The sequence below is a fragment of the Rhodococcus sp. B10 genome, from assembly GCF_011770055.1.
Lineage (GTDB): Bacteria > Actinomycetota > Actinomycetes > Mycobacteriales > Mycobacteriaceae > Rhodococcoides > Rhodococcoides kyotonensis_B.
Window position 1 is genome coordinate 1 of sequence record NZ_JAAFYV010000030.1, and the last position, 19,767, is coordinate 19,767.

Genomic DNA, 19,767 nt, shown 5'->3' on the forward strand with positions numbered 1-19,767 from the left:
ATGTTCTAGGACACCTACACCTCGACCGCGACAAGCGATACCAAGGACAACTCCACGCCCCCGCCGCCTAGAATCGACTCTCACATCTATGTAGACATCGTGTCTCACATCTATGTAGACAGCACATACAGAGGGCTATACATTCCCACTCACATGTGCAGTGTCACTTCTTCCCCCTCGGTCCGCTCGGTGCAGATCAGCATGCCGTCGGGCCTGCCCTCGACCGGCACGCGGCAGGTGCCGCAGAATCCCTGGCGGCACGAATAGGCAACGTCGGGCCGAAAAGGCTTGACCGCGTCCAGGATCGACTTGTCGGCGGGCACTGTGATCCGCTCACCGGTGCGATTCAGTACCACGGTGAACGGTACGCCGTTCACGATCGGCGGCGCCGAGAAGCGCTCGAAGTGGAACTCCGACTCCGGGTGAACACCGCGGTGCAGGCTGTCGATCATCGGCATCGGACCGCACGCATAGATCGCGGATGCCGGCGTCGAACCTTCGAGAAGTGTCTGCGCAGAGGGGATTCCGTCCACGTCGTCGGTTCGGATCGACACACGGTCGCCGAAGCTGCGCACGTCGTCGAGGAACGGCAGCGAGTCCTCGCTACGACCGGTGTAGACCATCGAGAAGTCGACGCCCAGACGCTGGGCCAGCCGCGCCATCGGCAGGATCGGCGTGATCCCGATGCCGCCCGCGACGAAGTGCAGATGATCGGCGTCGGAGCCGTGCCCGGGTACCGCGAATGCGAACGCATTGCGCGGGCCTCGAATCGTCAGCTGCGTGCCGACGCTCACCTCGTCGTGCATCTCGATCGAACCGCCGTCACCGTCGGGTATGCGGCGCACGGCAATTCGATAGGTCGTACTGTCCGCCGGGTCGCCACACAGCGAGTACTGCCGCAGTCGCCCGGACGGCAGTTCGACGTCGATGTGCGCACCCGCACGCCACGACGGCAGCTCACCTGCACCTGCCAACACGAAACCGACGACGTTCTCGTCGTGCGCCTCGACGGTTCGTCCGACCACGACGACGGACATGCGTCGATCGTTCTGCTCGCCCACGACATCCTTTCGATGCCAGAGCCGCAGAGACTGCATGTGCGCGTTCATCAATCGTTCCAACACGCGGAGCAGCGGATCCCGCTCCCGACGTCCGTACAGGTCGCCTGGGATGGCGTCGGGAACGGGTAGCGCGACGTTCATCGGTGTGCCGCCCGAGCCGCGGGCGACTTCGCGAGGTAGGCAACGGCTTGCGCCGTGCTTCCTTCGTTCTCCGGTGTGTACGACGGCTTCAGATACCGCGCAACGCCTTTCGTCATCTGCATCAGCGACGGCAGCGCGCCGCGGCGCGTCGCGCCCAGCCAGCCGAGCCACAGCCTCACGTACCCGCGATTCTTCATACTCGCGTCCTGGGTGACGATGTACCGGGTGCCGCGCAGCAACAGCACCATGAAGGCGACGAACGCAATGACCATCGCGACGTTGCGCCGAAAGTACCCGACCCCGAAGTACATCGCGACGTCGTGTGCGACGTTGCGGTGCTCCACTTCCTCGGCCCCGTGCCACCGGTAGAGGTCGATCATCGTTGCGTCGCCGCCCAATTCGTCCCAGCGAGAGTTCAACGCATAGTCACCGAGGAATGCGGTCAGATGCTCGATGGCACCGATCAAGGCGATGCGTTCGACCAGTTGCTGCTTCTGCGCTGTGGGCGTCGACGCAGGTCGGGGTCCGAGAACCTTGCGCATCAGGTATTCGGCGTGCGCCGCGAACGGCCTTGGGTCGACGCCGTGCGCGTCGAGAAAGTCGTACAGCACGACGTTGTGGGTCTCCGCGTGCATCGCCTCCTGGCCGATGAATCCGAGCACGTCCTCGCGGAGTTTCGCGTCGGCGATCAGAGGCAGGGCCTCGGTGTACGTTGCGCAGAACCACCGCTCACCCTCGGGCAGAAGCAGATTCAGCGCACTGACCGTGTGCGACGCGACGGGTTCCGACGGCATCCAGTGCAGCGGCGTGCTCGACCAGTCGAACGAGACATTGCGTGCATGCAGCGAAATATCGCCTGGCTCATGGGCGTTCACTTCGAGTTCCTTTCGACGAACGAGGCGGTGGCGGTGGCGACCAGTTCCGGGTCCTTCAGCGGCAGCCAGTGGCCGGAGCGCACATCGGTTCGGCTGACGTCGGCCACCCAGCGATCGATTCCTGCGAACGACGCAGGCCGGACAGCGGGGTCGCGCGACGGGACGAGCAGTTGAACCGGAACGTGGGTGTAGCGCTCGTCGGGACGCAGGATCTTGCGCGGAATATTGGCGCGGTAGATGCGAAGACCGCGAATCATGTCCTGCTGCAGGGTATCCGCGAGATGAATGTGTCGCCCCGGAACCCGCTCGAACAGGCGTAGGCCGAGTGCCCACGTCCAGCGACGGCCGAACACACGAAAGACCGCGCGCGGCAATGCTCCCGCCATGAAGAACAGCGTGTACGCACCCGATACGAGCTGAGTGAACAGCTGCCACAGACCTTTCGGAGTCGACGGCGCCTGCCGCATCCACTTGCCCAAGTGATCGAGACTCGGGCCGGAGATCGACGTGAACGAGGCGACGCGCACCTCGGCACCCGGTTCGCAGATCGCCTCCCACACCTGGATCGACCCCCAATCGTGGGCGAGCACATGTACCGGCGTCGAACCGGCCACCGCGTCGACGACGGCCATGAAGTCGTCGGCCAACTGCTCGAGCCGCATCTCGGCGACGGTTCCCGTTCCGGTGGACCGACCGTGGCCGCGCGTGTCGTACGAGACGAGACGGAAGCGATCGGCGAGACGCGACGCGACCCCGTCCCACAGATGGTGGGTATCCGGCCAGCCGTGTACGAGGACGAGCGTCGGTCCGGTGGGGTTGCCGCTGACGAACACGGCCAGTTCGGCACCGTCGACGCGCACCGACGTGATCTGCCGTTCTCTCTCGATGGTCATGCGTACTCCAGGTCGTTGTTACCGACGGTACGATAAACGTTACCGCCGGTACGGCTCACTCGACAATCCACCATCTGCGACGGCGGTGTCAAGGCTTCGCCACGACTACCTGCGGTAACACCTAGGATGGTGCGATGCCGACGTCACGAGACCCGGAAGCCCGCAGGACGCACATCCGCGAAGAGTTCGTCGATGCTGCCTTTCGCGTTCTCGACGACCAGGGCCCGAATCCGAGCATGAACGACATCGCCCGCGAGGCCGGCACGACGAAGCCACGGCTGTACCGCCAGTTCGCGGACAAGGCCGATCTCTACAGCGCCGTCGCACAGCGGATGGCCGACGAGGTCTACGAGCTCGCCGTGTCGGACTTCAACTTCCTGCTCGACGCCCCGTCGTCGGCGCTGAGACATGCGATCACCGGTTATGCGCAGGTCGTGGCCAGGCATCCCAACGTGTTCCGCTTTCTCGCCCAATCACGTTCGGCGCCAGAGGGTTCGGGCGCCGCTCCGCCGCTCGATATCGGACGCGACATCAGCGATCGGTTCACAGGCGTGGCGACGTCGATCTTGAAGTCGGTCGACGTGGACACCGACGGCATCGACTACGCCTGCCGCGCCGCTGTCGGGGTTCTTCTCGCGGCGACCGACTTGTGGCTCGACGCACCCGACGCTCAGCCGGCCGAGTTCGTCGACAACGTCACCGACCTCGTGTGGGGAGTGCTCGACGCGTTTCTGCGGCGCAAGAAAGTGGATCTCGACGCCGACGAGCCCATCTTCGTCACCCTTGCCCGGTTGAAGGGAGAGTAGCCGTCGCGAACGGGTCATCCACCCATGACGGTCGGTATGAGCATGGGCAGGTTGATCAGCAGGTGCAGAAGCATTGCGGCCGGCAGATTGCGACGCACCAGGGCGATGGCGGCGATGGCGGCGGCGCCGGGAAGTTGATGCAGCAGCCACGACGGTCCGAAGAACACCAGGTGCGGTAGAACGAAGATTGCCAGGCTCGTGGCTGCCCCGAATCACCGTGCGGCCTGTCCACCCCCGAACAGCTCCCCGAGCCGTTCGGCGAGAAATCCTCGGTAGACGATCTCCTCGGTGACGGCGGCGGTGACGATCAATGCCAGAACGCCGACCACTCCGAGGGCGATGACAGTCTCGATGCCGTCGTTGTTCCGCTGTGGCGCAATCAGGCCTATCAGCCAGGCCCACGACATGACTGCGCCGAACGCGTACAAGACCCATTCGATGTCGCGTGAGGTCGGCCTACGAATGAGCAGCGATCCGAGACCACGGCGTTCGACAGCGACGACGACGACCAGCAGCAGCGCAGCGCCGAACCACTTCCATGGATCGCCCGCCGACGGTCCGCTCGATCCGAATCGCAGATCCAGCCCTGCTATTTCGATGTCCGGCGGACGACCGTAGATGCCGACGATCACGGTCGCCCCGAGGACCAGGCTGAGCAGCAGTCTTTTCCGCGACATGTCCAGCGCAGACGATTCCTCCGCTACCATGATCGCTAGAGTACATACTCTAGAGCGAACACTCTAGCGATCATGATTCGGAGGATACGATCGGTGACCCCACGAGCGCGCTCCACCGATCGACGAGACGACATCGTGGCCGCCGCCTATCGCTGTATCGCCCAGGATGGATACGAACGGACGAGCACAGCGCAGATCTGCTCGGCTGCAGGCGTGTCCTCGGGTACGTTCTTCCACCACTTTCCGACCAAGATTTCTGTTCTCGTTGCCATACTTCAGCGGGACCTCGAGCGCATTCGACAGCTGATGAACGACATCGCTCGGCACGCGACGCGCGACGCCGACGGTGCGCTGGCATTGTGGACGGAGTACGTGATTGCCGACGCGTCGGACAGCGATCTTCCCGGGTTCGTGGCGGCTCTCGCCACCGTCCCCGACCACCACGACGTGACCAGTGCGTTGAACGCCGAGACAGAACTCGTTCACGACACTCTTGTTCGGATCGTCTCCGAAGGGCAACGTCAGAAGACCATGCGCGTCGACCGGACGGCTGCGAGTAGTGCACTCTGGCTTCGCATTTTGTCGGACGGCGTGCTGCACCACGTCGTCGAGCACAGGCCGTCGACGGTCACCGAACATCGGCACGAATTGTTGGACGCTGCACGACGTCTGGTCCAGCCCTGACATCCGATCAGGGCAGCTAGCTCAGGCCCTGATCCGCCGCACGACGAACCAGAGTGCAGCCAGGAGGCCCACCAGCACCGCCGACGCCATCATGCTCGGCTCACCGCGCACGATGCCCGCGACCGCAGCGACGAACGCCATCAGCGCGAAGAACCCGAGGATGCCCGCCACGAGCTGCAGGTGGTCCTGAGCACTCACGACTTGACGCCGCCCGCGGTCAGACCGGAGATGATGCGGCGCTGGAAGATCAACACCATGACGACCAACGGAATGGCGACGATGGTTCCTGCGGCCATGATCGCCGCGTACGGCACGACGTGTGGGTCGTTGCCCGAGAACCGCGCGATCGCGACGGTGACGGGTTCGGTCTTGTCGCTCGACAGCTGGCTCGCCAGAAGGTACTCGTTGACCGCGGCGATGAAGGCCAGGATCGCGGTGGTGAACAGCGCGGGTGCGGCCATGGGCAACATCACCAGACGGAAGGCCTGGAAGCGTCCTGCACCGTCGATGCGCGCGGCTTCTTCGAGCTCCCACGGCAATTCGGCGAAGAACGCCGTCAGCGTGTAAATGGTCAGCGGCAGCACGAACGAGATGTTCGGGATGATCATCGCCTGGTAGCTCCCGATCCACCCGATATCGGTGAAGAACTGGAACAGCGGCGTCACGAGGGCGACGACCGGGAACATCGACGCACCCAGCACGATGCCGACGACGATGTACTTGAAGCGGAAGTCGATGCGGGACAAAGCATATGCGGCGAAGATGCCGATGACGAGACCGACGAGCGTCGTCACACCACCGATGATCAGGCTGTTGACGACGGCGCGCAGGAAGTTGTTGCCGTTGCTCGTCGACAGTGCGTTGGAGAAGTTCTCCATCGTCACGTGCGTCGGCCAGGGCGTCGTGTCGAACGTGTAGCGCGGATCGCGCAGCGCGGTGACGACCATCCAGTAGAACGGCGCGAGACCCCAGACGAGGATGATCACGACACCGAGGTAGATGCGTGCTGTCTTCATAGGATCTCACCTTTACGCTGCTTCTCCTGCGTCGCAACCGCATTGGCGCCCAGGAATTTCACCAGGACGAACGCGACGATGAAGATCATGATGAACGAGATGGTCGACAGTGCCGCGGCGCTGTTGAATCCTTGGCGGATCTGTTCGACGACGAGGATCGAGATGGTGCGCGTCGCGGGATTGCCCTCGGTGAGAATCGCCGGAAGGTCGTACATGCGCAGCGCGTCCATCGTGCGGAACAGAATGGCAACCATCAGAGCGGGTTTCACGAGTGGCAACGTGATCCGGGTGAACCGCTGCCACGCCGACGCACCGTCGACGCGCGCAGCTTCGTAGACGTCGGCTGGAATCATCTGCAGCCCAGCGAGAATCAACAGCGCCATGAACGGCGTCGTCTTCCAGACGTCGGCGATGATGACCGCGAACCGCGCTGGCCACGCATCACCGGTCCACAGGATGTTGGTTCCGAGAATCTTGTTGGCGATTCCGTCGTACGCGAAGATGAAGTACCAGAGCTTCGCGGTGACGGCCGTCGGAATGGCCCACGGAATCAGGATGGCCGCACGCAGCAGAGCTCGCCCGGCGAACGTCTTGCCCATGATGACGGCCATCGCGAATCCGATGACGACCTCGATGGCCACCGTCACCACCGTGAAGAAGGCCGTGTTGCCGACGGCTCCCCAGAACTGGGAACCGAGAGTGCCGGGGGGACAGGGCACGAGCGTGCCCGACGCCGACGTGCACTGCTGCAGAATCCAGTGCGTGTAGTTGGAGAATCCAGCACTGCCGCCCTTGACGAACATTCCCGTCGCGGGATCGAGCCCCTGGTCTTTCTGGAAGGACATGATCACGGCTCGAATGACCGGGTAGGCGATGACGATCGCCAGAATCACCAGTGTCGGCGCGATCAGCAACCAGGCCCGGCCGGAGGTCAGTCCGAACCGGCGCTTCTTCTCGGTGCGTGCATGTCGACCGCGGCCGGGGGAATCCCCCCCGGCCGCGGTCGTCGGTGCAGCCCCACTGGTTTCACCAGTAGGCACAGCCATATGAATTCTCCTGCTGAAGAAAGAGGACGTCAGTTCGAGCTTGCCGACTCGATACCGGCCTGCATGTCCGCGATGGCCTGGTCCACGGTCTTCTCACCCTTGATAGCGGCGAAAGCGTTGTCCTGCACGGCCTTCGAGACGGCCGGGTAGAACGGGGTGACCGGGCGAGGAACAGCGTTCTCGATCGACTGCTTCAGAGCCGGGAGGTACGGCATCTCGGCGATCAGGGCCGGGTCGTCGTACAGCGAGCCGAGCACGGGAGGCAGTGCGCCTTCGGCGATGATGCGCTGAGCCTGCTCGCCCTGCAGGAAGCGCAGGAAGTCGGCAGCCGTGGCCTTGTGCTCCGAGTACGCGCTGATCGCGGCGTTGTAGCCGCCGAGCGTCGAGGTGCCGACACCGGTGACTCCGGGCAGCGGTGCGACCGCGTACTTGCCTGCGACTGCCGAGCCTTCCTTGGCGGCGGTGCCGTAGACGTACGGCCAGTTGCGCAGGTAGAGCGCCTTGCCGTCCTCGAACGCCTGCTGGCTCTCGGGCTCCTTGAACGTGGTGTCCTGAGCGGGGATGACATTGTTCTGGAACGCCGTCACCAGTGCCTGCAGACCGGCCTTGGCCTCCGGGCTGTCGACGGTCGGCGTCGTGCCGTCCTCGCCGACGAAGGATCCGCCGTGTGCGTTGATGATCTCCGACGTGTTGACCGTCAGACCCTCGTACGACGCGAACTGTCCTGCGTAGCAGTCGATGTTGTTCTCCACCGCAACAGTGCAGCTCGCGGTGAGCTCGTCCCACGTGGTGGGCGCAGCGGGAACGAGGTCGCTGCGGTAGAACAGCAGGCCGCCGTTGGTGTTCTTCGGTGCTGCGTACTGCGTGCCGTTGTAGGTGGCGCTCTCGACGGTGGCCGGGAGAACACCGGCGTTGTCGAGTGCGAACTCGCCTTCGAGCGGAACGAGCCAGCCCTTGGCTGCGAACTCGGCGGTCCAGATGACATCGAGTGCCATGACGTCGTAGTCGGTCTGCTCTGCCTGCAGGTGCTGGACCAGGTCGTCGTGGGCCTGGTCGGCGTCGTTCGACTGTTCCTTGAACGTGACCTGCTCGTCGGGGTTGGCCGCGTTCCACTCGTCGATGATCTGGCGGACGACACCGGTCTCGGTGGTGTCCTTGCCCTCGACGTAGGTGATGGGGCCGCGACCGTCGGTGTTTTCCGACGCAGAATCGCTCGAGCCGCTGTCACTGGAACATGCGGTGATCGTCAGCAGGGCCGCAGCGGTCGCCGCCACCGCTACCTTCGTGATCGAAGACGCCATTTGTCTCTCCACTTGATTCGTACAACGTGGTGTGCGCGGGAGAAGTCACACGGGAACACCGAATGTGCCGTCCCCCACGCACATGTCGATAGGCACTGTGGCACACAAATCACCCGAAAGGGGTGATTACGCCATCACTGAATCGGTCAACAATGCTGTCGGTGTCGGGGAGTACCGTCACGCGGGTGAGTTCCGAGAAGATGCTGACCCGCATCGGCGGGCTGCTGCGGCAGGCGGAGTCGACCGACAACCCGCACGAGGCCGAGGCCTTCATGGAGGCTGCGCAGCGGCTCGCGACGTCGGCTTCGATCGATCTCGCGGTCGCGCGGTCGCACAGCGCGTCCCGTGAGAAGCAGGCGACGCCGTCGCACCGCGTCATCACCATCGGTGAGCCCGGCAAACGCGGCCTGAAGACGTTCGTGCATCTCTTCGTGTCCATCGCGTTCGCCAACGACGTCAAGTGCGACGTGGCCAGGACGTCGACGCAGGTGTTCGCCTATGGCTACGACTCCGACATCGATACCTGCGAGGCCCTCTACTCGAGCCTGCTGATCCAGATGGTTCGCGCGTCGGACGCCTACATCAAATCGGGTGCCTATCGCAGCGAGACCGCGGTGCGGACGGTCGTCGAGACGGTCGGGCGACGACGATACAAGCGTCGGGAAACAGTGCCGGTCGCCGCGGTGACGGCCCGTCTCAACTTCCAGACGGCGTTCGCCGAACGCATCGGGAAGCGCTTGGAGGCGGTGAAGAAGGAGGCCGAGGCCACGGCCATCGCGGAGGAAAGGGCCGACGCAGGTACCGCGCTCGCGCTGCGCAACAAGGAAGTCGAACTACAGGACTACTACTCGTCGACGTCGACTGCACGGGGCACGTGGAGGCGTCAGAGCGCCGGCGCCGGCTACTCCCGCGGCGCGCGTTCGGCGGGCGACCGAGCAGGCCGGGCGGCCCGGCTCGGCGGTGAGACCGAGATCGGTCACTCGACCAGGCAGCTCGGGCGCTGATGCGCGAGTAGTTTGAACGCCAGCTCCGACGGCTCGACCACCTTGTTCGTCCTTCTCGGCCGCATCGCCGATCGCACTCTCGACGACGCAACTCGTCGAGAAGCCGTGCTCGTCGAAGCCACCTTGCGAGACAGCATCCGCGCGAAGGCACTCGACGTGCCGGACATAGCCCAGGCCGCACGGGCGGCGCGGGAACGGGGCGTCACCGTTCACCTGCTCGACGACGGCGGCCTCGGACCGTACGAACCCGACGTCGCCGACGAGATCCGCGGTGCCGTCGTCGACCATTTACGCTGCGCCACATCGGGTTCCATCACGGTGCGCATACTGCCCGCCGGTAGGCCGACGCTCGCGGCCGTCGTCGTGCAGTCGGGCGATCACACGAAGCGCTACGAGTTTCCAGCGCCGACGGGCGAACAGGCGCACACTCTCTTCCATGGCTTACGACGCGGAGTTGGCAGATCGTATTCGTGACGCGCTGGCGGGGGAACCACCGGTGGTGGAGAAGAAGATGTTCGGCGGCCTCGAATTCATGGTCCGCGGCAAGATCGCCGTCGGCGCGCATGCAGATGGCGAGATGCTCGTGAAGATCGATCCTGCCTGCAACGACGAACTGACGGCACGGCCAGGCGTAAGGCGGGCCGTGATGGGCGGCCGCGACATGGGAGACAGTTGGATCGTCGTCTCGGCCGACGCGTTGGAGGGCGACGGCGTGCGGTTCTGGGTCGGCGTCGCGCTGGAGTACAACGCGGCACACACCTAGGACATTAAGCTCGCGCCGGTGAAGACGAAGGATGCGCAGCGCTCCAAGGTGTACGACGCGGAGACCATGGTGCGTCTGATGTTCGACCGCGCCGACGAGCGCAACCTGCGCACCGTGCAGATTCACGGGTCGACCATCACGCTGCCGATCGAGCGGAAGTTCGCGTCGATCGAGTCGGTGCAGGCCTACGTCGACGCGGTCCTGCAGCTGAACTGGGTCCGCGAGCGCTGGCCGGATGCGGGAGGCGTCGTACATGTGCGAGAACGGTCGGGAGCGGGCGCGTCGCACTACGAGCGGGACACGCAGACCATCGCGGTTCCCCTGCATCGCCGGAACGAGGCGTGGGCACTTCGGGAGCTGGTCGTGTTGCACGAACTGGCCCACCACTTCGAACCGCCCGACAGCGAATTGCCCTCGCACGGAGGTGAATTCGTCGAGCGTTTCGTGACGCTCGTCGAGGAGATCATCGGGCAGGAGGCAGGCTTTCTGCTACGGGCGACGATGCTCGAGGCGGGTGTGGAAATTCGTTAGGGCGGCTGCGCCGCCCGTGCAGGCGCACAATGGCGGAATGACTGTGAAGATCGGTGTTCAGCTTCAGCCCCAGCATGCTCCCGACTACGGCCTCATCCGCGACGCGGTTCTGCGCTCCGAGGACGCGGGCGTCGACATCGTGTTCAACTGGGATCACTTCTATCCCCTGTACGGCGACCTCGACGGCGCCCACTTCGAGTGCTGGACGATGCTCGGTGCGTGGGCCGAGCAGACGTCGAACGTCGAGATCGGCGCCCTCGTCACCGGCGGTGGCTATCGCAACCCCGACCTGCTCGCCGACATGGCCCGCACCGTCGACCACATGAGCGGCGGCCGGCTGATCCTCGGAATCGGCGCCGGATGGAATCAGAAGGACTACGACAACTTCGGCTACGACTTCGGCACCCCGGGCTCGCGCCTGAAACTCCTGGCCGAATACCTGCCCCGCATCGTGAACCGCCTGAAGGTCGGCAACCCGGCACCGACGCGGCAGATCCCCCTTCTCATCGGTGGTGGCGGCGAGAAGAAGACGCTGAAGCTGGTCGCCGAGTACGCGAACATCTGGCACAGCTTCGCCGATCTGGATGAGCTGAAGCGCAAGTCCGGCATCCTCGCGGGGCACGGGCAGACCGTCGGCCGCGACGTCACGTCCATCGCTCGGTCGGTGTCCTGGCCGGGGGCCGACAAGGCGCAGGATTTCGTCGACGCCGGTGCCACGCTGTTCACCGTCGGAACGGGCGGTCCCGAGTACGACCTGACCGAAGTGAAGGACGCCATCGCGTGGCGTGACGCGCACCGCTAGAAGACACGGACCGATCGCGGCGGAATACGATTCGGTCGGTGCTGGTTGGTTCCAACCGCACTCCGATTTCTGGACGTCAGCGCAGCCGCGCTAGCCTCAGGAGTCTTTCATCCACATATCGAGGAGTTCCGCCGTGACCAGTCGACGTTTACGAGGCCGTGCCATCGCAGCCATTGCTGCGACGCTTGCACTCACACTCGGGGCCGTCGCCTGTTCGAGCGACAACAGCTCCGGCGGGACGGGTGAGAACGCGCTTGCGGGCTCCGACCAGGCATCTCTCGACAAATACACGACGGACGACGTCACCCCGCTCGATCAGATCGACACCGCGAACCTCGGTCTGATCGAGCCGGGCAAGCTGTACGTCGGAACGCTGTCCGACGCGCCGCCGAACATCTTCATCGACGCGGCGGGCAACTTCACCGGCTTCGACAACGAGCTGCTGAAGGCCGTCGCCGCAAAGCTGAACCTGACGGTCGAGTTCTCGGCCACCGAGTTCTCGGCGCTGCTCGCCGCCGTCAACAACAAGGTGTACGACGCCGGCTCCTCGTCCATCTCGACGACGGATGCTCGCCGTCAGACCGTCGGCTTCACCAACGGGTACGACTTCGGTGAGATGGCACTGGTCGCGAAGAACGACTACGCCATCAAGAAGATCGCCGAGCTCGACGACCAGCAGCGCATCGGCGTCGTGCAGGGCACCGTGCAGGACGACTACGTCACCAACACGCTCGGCATCGAGCCGGTTCGGTTCCCGGACTACAACACCGCGTACGCCAACGTGAAGTCCGGACAGATCGATGCGTGGGTCGCCCCGTCGCAGCAGGCATCGGGTCAGGTCAAGGCAGAGGACGGCGTCGCCATCCTCGAGAAGACGATCAACACCACGAACTTCACGGCATTCGCCGTCGCGAAGGACAACCAGCCGTTGATCGACGCGCTGAACTCCGGACTCGACGCGGTCGTCGCCGACGGCACCTGGGCCACGCTGGAGAAGCAGTGGTACCCGGACCGTGAGGTTCCGTCCGACTGGAAGCCGGGCAGCAAGGCTTCCACGCCTCCTGCCAACTGATTCACCGATTTCATGAGCACACTGTCGAATCTGTACGACACGTTCTTCGATTGGGAACTCATCTGGGAGACCGTTCCCAAGCTGATCACCGTCGGATTGCCGAACACCCTGATCTTGGCTGCGTCCTCCGGGGTGATCGGTACGGTGATCGGACTCGGGCTTGCGGTGGCGGGCATCTCCCGCTCCCGCTGGCTGAGATGGCCTGCGCGGGTGTACACGGACGTGTTCCGTGGCCTCCCGGCGGCCGTCGTCATTCTGTTGATCGGGCTCGGTTTCGGGCCGACGCTCACGCAGTTCACCGGCAGCCGAAGTCCGTTCCCGCTCGGAATCGCTGCGCTGTCGCTGATGGCGGCGGCGTACTTCGGTGAGATCTTCCGATCCGGTATCCAGAGCGTCGATTCCGGACAGCTCGAAGCGTCACGAGCGCTCGGGTTCAGCTACCGGCGATCGATGGCACTCGTCGTCGTCCCGCAGGGCATCCGACGCGTCCTCCCGGCGATCGTCAATCAGTTCATCTCGCTGATCAAGGACAGCTCGCTGATCTACTTCCTCGGGCTGCTCGCGTCGCAACGCGAGTTGTTCCGAGTGGGCCAGGACACCGCTGCACAGACCGGCAACCTGTCGCCTCTGTTGGCGGCGGGCGTGTTCTATCTGATCCTGACGATTCCGCTGACGCACCTCGTCAACTACATCGACAAGCGGCTGCGCTCGGGCAAGGCCGACACTTCGGGAACCCTCGATCCGGTCGAGGTCTCGCTCGTGGTGGAGAGGTAGACATGACATCAGTGTCGTTGACCGGCACCGACATTCACCTCGCGTTCGGTACCAACAAGGTGCTGCGCGGGGTCAACGTACACGTCGACGCAGGCAGGACGACGACGGTCATCGGGCCGTCGGGGTCCGGCAAGTCGACGCTGCTGCGCGCGTTGAACCGGCTGCACGAACCCGATCAGGGCGACATCCTGCTCGGTGGAAAGTCGGTCCTCAGGGACAATCCCGACGAGCTACGTCAGCGCATCGGCATGGTCTTCCAGCACTTCAACCTGTTCCCGCACAAGACCGTTGCGGACAACATCACGCTCGGTCTGCGCAAGCTCAAGGGGATGTCCAAGGAGGAGGCTCGCGCGGCCGCGCTCGAACAGCTCGAGCTCGTCGGGCTGAGCAACAAGGCCGATTCGCGGCCCGGCAACCTGTCCGGTGGTCAGCAGCAGCGCGTCGCGATCGCCCGCGCCCTCGCGATGAAGCCGCAGGTCATGTTCTTCGACGAGGCCACGTCGGCGTTGGACCCCGAGCTCGTCAAAGGCGTTCTCGCGTTGATGGCCGACCTCGCATCCGGTGGTATGACGATGGTCGTCGTCACGCACGAGATGGGTTTCGCCCGTTCGGTGTCGAACAAGGTGCTGTTCATGGATCACGGCATGGCCGTCGAAACCGGCACGCCCGAGCAGCTTTTCGACGATCCGCACACCGATCGCTTGAAGCAGTTTCTGTCGCAGGTCTTGTAGGCGCCTTCGGCGCACGTGCACGAAAATACATAGGCCGCTATGTGTTTTCGTGCACATGGGACGTCAGTCGCCTATCTCCAGATCGTCGATATCCGCGAGAGTCCCACCCGCCGCGAGGATCTTCTGGTAATTGATCCGGCGGCGATTGTCGATATCCGTCGTGCTCACGCCGCGCTTCCAGTAGCCGAACACCGCGACATCGTCCTTCTCGAGTCCGTGCGTCGTGCGGAAGAACTTACGGATCGCACGCATCTCGTCGCGCTCGCCGGCACCCCACACCACATGTGCGGCAGGAGTTTCGAGTCGCAAAGCCTGCTCGGCCAGACTGTCGTTCTTGCCGATCAGGTGCAGTTCGACGCCCGGGACATCGGGCAGTTCGTCGAAAGCCTCGGCGTCGTCGGTGGCGACCCAACCGATGGCGGTTCGTCCGACAGGCCACTGCTGCAGGATCGCAAACAGTGCAGGGATGGCCGTGTCGTCGGCGAAAATTGCTGCGCGCCGGTCCTTCTCGGGCACCACGAAGTGAGGCCGCGGACCGGTCAGCGCGAACGTGTCACCGATCTGCAGGGAATGCACCCATCGCATCATCGGGCTCTCCTCGCCATGTAGAACGACGTCGACCATCATCGAGCTCGACTTCGCGTCGAACGACCGAACGGTGTAGACCCGCGACACGTCGTCGAACTCGGGGCCGAGCTGAATCCGCAGAGCGGTATTGGGCCGCAACCAATTCGGGTTCTCGGTTCCCTGCGTCAGTCGCGCGGTGAACCGCAGGATGCTCGGAGCCGGACGCTCCAAAGCCTCGATCTGCGCGACGGTGTCGTCGAGCTCACGGTCGTGTGCGCTCTCGCGTAGTACTGCCATCTCATCGTCCCTTCTGAAAAAGCGACACCAGCAGATCGACTGTCTGCATAGCGCTGTAGTAATCGAGCCTGAATGCTGCTGTGCCGAGCGAGAACACGCGGTTCTGCGAGACTGCCACCTGATTGGCCAACAACGGTTCCGCCGTCAACGCACGATCCTGATCCGCCGGCCCCATCGACACCGCGAACAATGTTCGCGAATCCGCGAAAGCCGCAGACAAGTTCTCCGGACTGACCACCGCTACGCCGGACGCGCCCTGACGCGGGGTCTGCAGATCGGCGGGTGGATCGTTGTACGTGAACCCGAGTGAGGTCAGCAGCTTGCCCTGCGGACTGTCCGACGTGAATGCCCAGACGCCGTCGGCCTGCAAGTACACGAGAGCGGTGACGGGCTGTTCCGGAAGAGCGATTTTCGCGGCCTGCTCGGCGACCCACGCGTCGTAGTCGTCGACGACGCGCTCGGCCTCGTCGTCGAGCCCCGTCGCCGTACCGAGTTCGCGAGTCACGTCCTCCCACGACGGCGTGCCGTAGTCGATCAGCACCGTGGGCGCGATGGCGCTCAGCTGGTCGTACGCGTCGAGCGTCGAGTCACCACCGTTCGACGACCCGATGATCAGATCCGGCTCGAGGAGTTGCACGGCCTCGAGGTTCAATGCGAGCCCGTCGTACGCGACCTCGACGCCGCGCGCATCGGCCTCGGACGCCCACTGAGTGAAGAAGCCCTTGTCGTCCGACAGACCCGACGGCGTGGTCGCAGCACTGCCGACGACGGGGGCACCGATCGCCAACAACGCCCCGGTCAACGACGGCGATGTCGAGACGATGCGCGTCGGTTTCGACGTCAGTTCGGTTGTGCCTGCGGCGTGCTCGACGGTTCGGGACCAGCCGCCGCTTCCCGCCGGCGGGTTCTCGGGCGTCGCGCAGCCCGCGAAAAGAAGGGCGGCGAACAGTGGGACTGCCGCCCGTGTGGATCGAAGCATTCGTCGGTCTCTCTCGCTCAGGGGTGGAACGCACGTAAAGTTAGCCAAAACTAAGTACGAAAAGTTGCCCGGGAGCGCCAACGTGTTACCAGTACCGCCATGCCGCGGCGAGACGACGGCTGCGCCGAGCTCGATGCTGTTCTGGACAATGACGGGGACGGCGCGAGTGACTGTCGATGACACGTCCTACGACGTCCCGGCCGGCACGTCGGTGCGAATTCCAGCAGGTCGACGCGTCAGCATGAACACCGCAGCAGGGACCGTCGCATTCCCGATCCTGCTGCCGCGTGCCGATCCTGCGACCGAGCCGACCGTCGTGACGCAGGCCGTCGTCCCGCCGGAATGGGACGACGGCCTGGTGCACGAGTTCGCCTTGAACCTCCGATACCTGCGCGGCGACGCGTCAGCCAGGTCCAATCTTGCCGGGTCCGTCCCGCCCGGCACGTCGACGCTTCCGCCGCTCCCGCGTTCGGCGGAGTCGTTCGACGTCGCACAGGCGATTCTCCGGGACCCTGGCTCGCGACGGTCACCCGCCGAGTTCGCCGATTTTGCCGGGATCAGTGTCAGGACCATGCAACGACGATTCGCTCACGAGACAGGACTCTCGTTCACGCAGTGGCGAACTCGGGCGCGCATTGCTGCCGCAATCGGTCATCTGGCCGATGGTCGCAGCGTCGGGTGGATCGCGAACGAGGTCGGGTTCTCGACAGTGAGCGGCTTCACCACAGCATTCACGGCCCATATGGGCGTGAGCCCGAGACGGTATCGAGCTGCACCGATACCGAACGTCGAACTACTTTCTGCACCAACGTTACCCGCGGGATCGACGTGGCCCCGCGTGAACGGTGCGCACGTCGCGGTCTGGATGTACCGAGGATGTGGGACCGCTCGGATCGGCGAGCGAGTCGTACCGCTCGACGAAGGGCAGGCAGTCATCCTGCCCGCAGGTGTCCGCAATACTATCGACGTCGACGAGGGCTCTCTGTTGTTGCCTGTCGGTTTTCGGTCACCGCAGGATGTGTCGACGACAGGCGGGCACGTGCACTTCACCCGTGCCGACGAGCCGTATCTACTGCATCGGGTCGTGTCCACCTACACGACGCTGCGGCCTCGAGTGTTCGACAGCGCCAGCCTGTTCGATTGGATGGCGTCGACGTCCGACACCGGCGCGCCGACCACATCCCTCGCCGCACGATTGGCCGCCACGATCGCCAGGCATCCGGCCGACACACGCACGCTCGCCGAGTGGGCGTCGACACTCGGCGTCGACGAACGCCGATTGCGCACGGAGTTTCGCACCGAGACGGGATCGACGTACCCCAGGTGGCGGGCGCTGTCACGAATGACGCACGCGCGCAATCAACTTCACCTGGGTGTCGCGCCGAGCGTCGTCGCCCGACGGCTAGGGTACGCGCACATGTCCGCGTTCACCCGGGCGTTCACCACCGCGCACGGAATTTCGCCCAGAGATTTCGGGCGGCTTCGCCATGTGCATAGAAATACATAGCGGGCTATGTATTTTCGTGCACGTGCGCCGAAGGCGCCTCCCGTTGGTCCCGGCGTAACCGAGACGTTCCTTTACCTTTGCTTTTGACTGACACTGTGCCGAGTCATGAAGCCACTACCCCTGTTCGCGGTGCACGACGGAAGCTCCGCACGCTCCAACATGACCTGCAAGTACAAGTGCGGCGACGCCTGCTTCCACGAGGTCCCGAACACCTCGAAGGGGCAGTACTTCGGTGACATCGTCAAGACGGCCATGACCAGGCGCGGCATCCTGCGCGGCGGTGCGATGGCGGTCGTCGCAGTCGGTGCAGGCGGCGTGCTCGCAGCGTGCAGCAGCGACGACTCGTCGACGACCACCGCAGCGTCGGGCAGCACCACCGCTCCCGAGGTCGACGGTGTCGACTTCACCGCGGTCGCGCCGAACACCGAGGACGCCGTCGTCGTCCCCGAGGGCTACGAGCAGCAGGTGTTCCTTCGCTGGGGCGACCCGGTCGTCGAGGGTGCACCGGCGTTCGACTTCGACAACCAGACCGCTGCGGCTCAGGCCATGCAGTTCGGCTTCAACAACGACTTCGCGGGCCTGCTGCCGATCGAGGGCACCCCGAACGCGTACCTCCTGGTCGTCAACCACGAGTACACGACCGAGCCGTTCCTGTTCAAGGGATACGACGAGGAGAACCCGACCCGCGAGCAGTTCGAGATCGGCCTCGCCGCTCACGGCCTGTCGGTCGTGCAGGTCAACGGCGAATCCGGTTCGGGAAAGCTGACTCCCGCGTTCGGCCAGTACAACCGTCGTATCACCGGCACGACCGAGTTCCTCGTCACCGGCCCCGCTGCGGGTAGCGACCTGCTGAAGACGTCGGTCGACCCGACGGGCACCCGCGTGCTCGGTACGTTCAACAACTGCTCCGGCGGCCTGACGCCGTGGGGCACGGTGCTGTCCGGCGAGGAGAACTTCAACCAGTACTTCGGCAACGCCGAGACGGTCACGGATCCCGCTGCGGCAGAACGCCTTGCGCGCTACGGCATCGAAGGGGCCGGCAGCGACCGCAAGTGGGAACGTTTCGACAAGCGCTTCGACATCGCGCAGGATCCCAACGAGGTCAACCGATTCGGGTACGTCGTCGAGGTCGATCCGTGGGATCCGAACTCGACCCCGATCAAGCACACCGCCCTCGGACGCTTCAAGCACGAGGCCGCGACTATCTACGTCACCGACGACGGCACGGTCGTCGCCTACAGCGGTGACGACGAGCGCTTCGACTACATGTACAAGTTCGTCTCGAGCCGAAAGGTCATGCCCGGCAACGGACAGGCCGCGATGCGCGAGAACATGCGCATCCTCGACGCGGGCACCCTGTACGTCGCCGTCCTCACCGGCGATGCTCCCGACCAGATCGACGGCAGCGGAACGCTTCCCGAGTCCGGCAAGTTCGCGGGCAAGGGCGAGTGGATCCCGATCCTGCGCACGAACGAGGACGGACGCGGAGAGTCCCTCGTCGACGGCATGTCCGCCGAAGAGGTCGCCGTGTTCACGCGTCAGGCAGGCGACAAGGTCGGCGCGACGAAGATGGACCGCCCCGAGGACTTCGAGCCGAACCCGGTCACCGGCAAGGTGTACGTCGCGCTGACCAACAACACCAACCGCGGCACCGAGGGCAAGGCAGCAGCCGACGAGGCCAACCCGCGCAACAAGAACAAGAACGGTCAGGTCCTCGAGATCGAGGACGACCACGCGGGCACATCCTTCGTGTGGAACCTGCTCATCGTCGCCGGCGACCCGAACGAGGCCGACACCTACTTCGGCGGCTTCGACAAGAGCCAGGTCAGCCCGATCTCCTGCCCGGACAACCTCGCGTTCGACAGCAAGGGCAACCTGTGGATCTCCACCGACGGCAACGCCCTCGAGTCCAACGACGGCCTGTTCGCCGTCGTGCTCGACGGTGAGCGTCGCGGCGAGACCCGTCAGTTCCTGACCGTCCCCGCAGGCGCCGAGACGTGCGGCCCGATCATCCAGGACGAGCGCGTCGTCGTCGCCGTGCAGCACCCGGGCGAGTTCGACGAGGCGTCGGCCGACAACCCCATCTCGCACTGGCCCGACGGTGGCAGCTCGCAGCCGCGGCCCGCGATGGTGGCGGTCTGGAAGGCCTGACTGCCAGCACGACGCTGACCGAGGAGGGCGCGTACTAGCCGGTTCGTTCCGGCTGTGCGCGCCTTCCTCGTTGTTAGTTCTCCTCCAAT

The 19,767-nt window shown here is 64.6% G+C and carries 21 protein-coding genes and 1 pseudogene; 11 read left to right on the plus strand and 11 right to left on the minus strand.

The features are described 5' to 3' along the window. Positions 1–149 precede the first annotated feature (149 nt). From RhoFasB10_RS18905 to RhoFasB10_RS18915, 3 genes are read right to left on the minus strand one after another with little or no spacing between them, the layout of a single operon-like run. On the minus strand, positions 150–1,202 hold the full coding sequence (locus RhoFasB10_RS18905) for a PDR/VanB family oxidoreductase (RefSeq protein ID WP_068430673.1): 1,053 nt from the start codon (positions 1,200–1,202) through the stop codon (positions 150–152). After that, positions 1,199–2,077, minus strand: coding sequence for a metal-dependent hydrolase (locus tag RhoFasB10_RS18910; RefSeq protein WP_068430670.1), 879 nt, complete (start codon positions 2,075–2,077; stop codon positions 1,199–1,201). Before RhoFasB10_RS18910 ends, RhoFasB10_RS18905 begins: the two co-directional genes overlap by 4 nt. Beyond that, entirely contained in the window at positions 2,074–2,970 is an 897-nt protein-coding gene (locus RhoFasB10_RS18915) for an alpha/beta fold hydrolase (RefSeq protein ID WP_068430667.1), read from the minus strand. The genes RhoFasB10_RS18910 and RhoFasB10_RS18915 overlap by 4 nt, the downstream gene beginning before the upstream one ends. Positions 2,971–3,104: 134 nt before the next feature. On the opposite strand from RhoFasB10_RS18915, the gene RhoFasB10_RS18920 reads away from it, so the two are divergent. Continuing rightward, positions 3,105–3,776 (plus strand): TetR/AcrR family transcriptional regulator, encoded by a 672-nt coding sequence (locus tag RhoFasB10_RS18920; protein WP_068430664.1) that lies wholly within the window; start codon positions 3,105–3,107, stop codon positions 3,774–3,776. A 14-nt stretch (positions 3,777–3,790) separates the two neighbouring features. Here the strand turns inward: RhoFasB10_RS18920 and RhoFasB10_RS18925 are convergent, their stop codons facing one another. Together RhoFasB10_RS18925 and RhoFasB10_RS18930 are read right to left on the minus strand one after the other, a co-directional pair. Further along, the gene (locus RhoFasB10_RS18925) at positions 3,791–3,943 is read right to left on the minus strand and encodes a hypothetical protein (RefSeq protein ID WP_167678018.1); all 153 of its coding nucleotides are present in this window, start codon (positions 3,941–3,943) and stop codon (positions 3,791–3,793) included. 45 nt (positions 3,944–3,988) lie between these two features. After that, complete coding sequence (locus RhoFasB10_RS18930) at positions 3,989–4,483, minus strand: hypothetical protein (protein ID WP_167678020.1); 495 nt, start codon at positions 4,481–4,483, stop codon at positions 3,989–3,991. A gap of 63 nt (positions 4,484–4,546) precedes the next feature. On the opposite strand from RhoFasB10_RS18930, the gene RhoFasB10_RS18935 reads away from it, so the two are divergent. After that, the gene (locus tag RhoFasB10_RS18935; protein ID WP_068430658.1) at positions 4,547–5,137 is read left to right on the plus strand and encodes a TetR/AcrR family transcriptional regulator; all 591 of its coding nucleotides are present in this window, start codon (positions 4,547–4,549) and stop codon (positions 5,135–5,137) included. A 21-nt stretch (positions 5,138–5,158) separates the two neighbouring features. Here RhoFasB10_RS18935 and RhoFasB10_RS18940 read toward each other — a convergent pair whose 3' ends face one another. The 4 genes from RhoFasB10_RS18940 to RhoFasB10_RS18955 are packed head-to-tail and all read right to left on the minus strand — an operon-like array spanning position 5,159 to position 8,500. Next, positions 5,159–5,335 carry a hypothetical protein gene (locus tag RhoFasB10_RS18940; protein WP_165839539.1) on the minus strand — a complete coding sequence of 59 codons (177 nt, stop codon included), beginning with the start codon at positions 5,333–5,335 and terminating at the stop codon, positions 5,159–5,161. Further along, positions 5,332–6,153: a carbohydrate ABC transporter permease gene (locus tag RhoFasB10_RS18945; protein ID WP_068430655.1), complete on the minus strand. Its 822-nt coding sequence runs from the start codon at positions 6,151–6,153 to the stop codon at positions 5,332–5,334. Before RhoFasB10_RS18945 ends, RhoFasB10_RS18940 begins: the two co-directional genes overlap by 4 nt. Beyond that, positions 6,150–7,199, minus strand: coding sequence for a sugar ABC transporter permease (locus RhoFasB10_RS18950; RefSeq protein WP_206031096.1), 1,050 nt, complete (start codon positions 7,197–7,199; stop codon positions 6,150–6,152). Before RhoFasB10_RS18950 ends, RhoFasB10_RS18945 begins: the two co-directional genes overlap by 4 nt. Before the next feature lie 29 nt (positions 7,200–7,228). Continuing rightward, complete coding sequence (locus tag RhoFasB10_RS18955) at positions 7,229–8,500, minus strand: ABC transporter substrate-binding protein (RefSeq protein WP_068430652.1); 1,272 nt, start codon at positions 8,498–8,500, stop codon at positions 7,229–7,231. Between the two features lie 185 nt (positions 8,501–8,685). On the opposite strand from RhoFasB10_RS18955, the gene RhoFasB10_RS18960 reads away from it, so the two are divergent. The 7 genes and pseudogenes from RhoFasB10_RS18960 to RhoFasB10_RS18995 all read left to right on the plus strand — a co-directional run bounded on the left by RhoFasB10_RS18960 (position 8,686) and on the right by RhoFasB10_RS18995 (position 14,177). After that, entirely contained in the window at positions 8,686–9,504 is an 819-nt protein-coding gene (locus RhoFasB10_RS18960; protein WP_068430991.1) for a DUF2786 domain-containing protein, read from the plus strand. A gap of 12 nt (positions 9,505–9,516) precedes the next feature. After that, positions 9,517–9,978, plus strand: a complete 462-nt coding sequence (locus RhoFasB10_RS18965) for a hypothetical protein (RefSeq protein ID WP_167678021.1) — start codon at positions 9,517–9,519, stop codon at positions 9,976–9,978. After that, the gene (locus RhoFasB10_RS18970; protein ID WP_167678023.1) at positions 9,941–10,267 is read left to right on the plus strand and encodes a TfoX/Sxy family protein; all 327 of its coding nucleotides are present in this window, start codon (positions 9,941–9,943) and stop codon (positions 10,265–10,267) included. Before RhoFasB10_RS18965 ends, RhoFasB10_RS18970 begins: the two co-directional genes overlap by 38 nt. A gap of 18 nt (positions 10,268–10,285) precedes the next feature. Continuing rightward, the gene (locus tag RhoFasB10_RS18975) at positions 10,286–10,798 is read left to right on the plus strand and encodes a TIGR04338 family metallohydrolase (protein ID WP_308115173.1); all 513 of its coding nucleotides are present in this window, start codon (positions 10,286–10,288) and stop codon (positions 10,796–10,798) included. Between the two features lie 37 nt (positions 10,799–10,835). Next, positions 10,836–11,600: an LLM class F420-dependent oxidoreductase gene (locus RhoFasB10_RS18980; protein ID WP_167678025.1), complete on the plus strand. Its 765-nt coding sequence runs from the start codon at positions 10,836–10,838 to the stop codon at positions 11,598–11,600. 133 nt (positions 11,601–11,733) lie between these two features. Then, a pseudogene (locus RhoFasB10_RS26450) lies at positions 11,734–13,446 on the plus strand (ABC transporter substrate-binding protein/permease). Positions 13,447–13,448: 2 nt separating this feature from the next. Beyond that, positions 13,449–14,177: an amino acid ABC transporter ATP-binding protein gene (locus RhoFasB10_RS18995; RefSeq protein ID WP_068430635.1), complete on the plus strand. Its 729-nt coding sequence runs from the start codon at positions 13,449–13,451 to the stop codon at positions 14,175–14,177. 63 nt (positions 14,178–14,240) lie between these two features. Here RhoFasB10_RS18995 and RhoFasB10_RS19000 read toward each other — a convergent pair whose 3' ends face one another. Together RhoFasB10_RS19000 and fepB are read right to left on the minus strand one after the other, a co-directional pair. Next, the gene (locus RhoFasB10_RS19000; protein ID WP_068430631.1) at positions 14,241–15,041 is read right to left on the minus strand and encodes an SIP domain-containing protein; all 801 of its coding nucleotides are present in this window, start codon (positions 15,039–15,041) and stop codon (positions 14,241–14,243) included. A 1-nt stretch (position 15,042) separates the two neighbouring features. Beyond that, entirely contained in the window at positions 15,043–16,020 is a 978-nt protein-coding gene (gene fepB, locus RhoFasB10_RS19005) for a Fe2+-enterobactin ABC transporter substrate-binding protein (protein ID WP_068430627.1), read from the minus strand. Between the two features lie 166 nt (positions 16,021–16,186). Here fepB and RhoFasB10_RS19010 point away from each other — a divergent pair, with 166 nt between their 5' ends. Together RhoFasB10_RS19010 and RhoFasB10_RS19015 are read left to right on the plus strand one after the other, a co-directional pair. Further along, complete coding sequence (locus RhoFasB10_RS19010) at positions 16,187–17,527, plus strand: AraC family transcriptional regulator (protein WP_254303628.1); 1,341 nt, start codon at positions 16,187–16,189, stop codon at positions 17,525–17,527. 105 nt (positions 17,528–17,632) lie between these two features. Further along, complete coding sequence (locus tag RhoFasB10_RS19015) at positions 17,633–19,678, plus strand: PhoX family phosphatase (RefSeq protein WP_167678027.1); 2,046 nt, start codon at positions 17,633–17,635, stop codon at positions 19,676–19,678. The last annotated feature ends 89 nt before the right edge of the window (positions 19,679–19,767 follow it).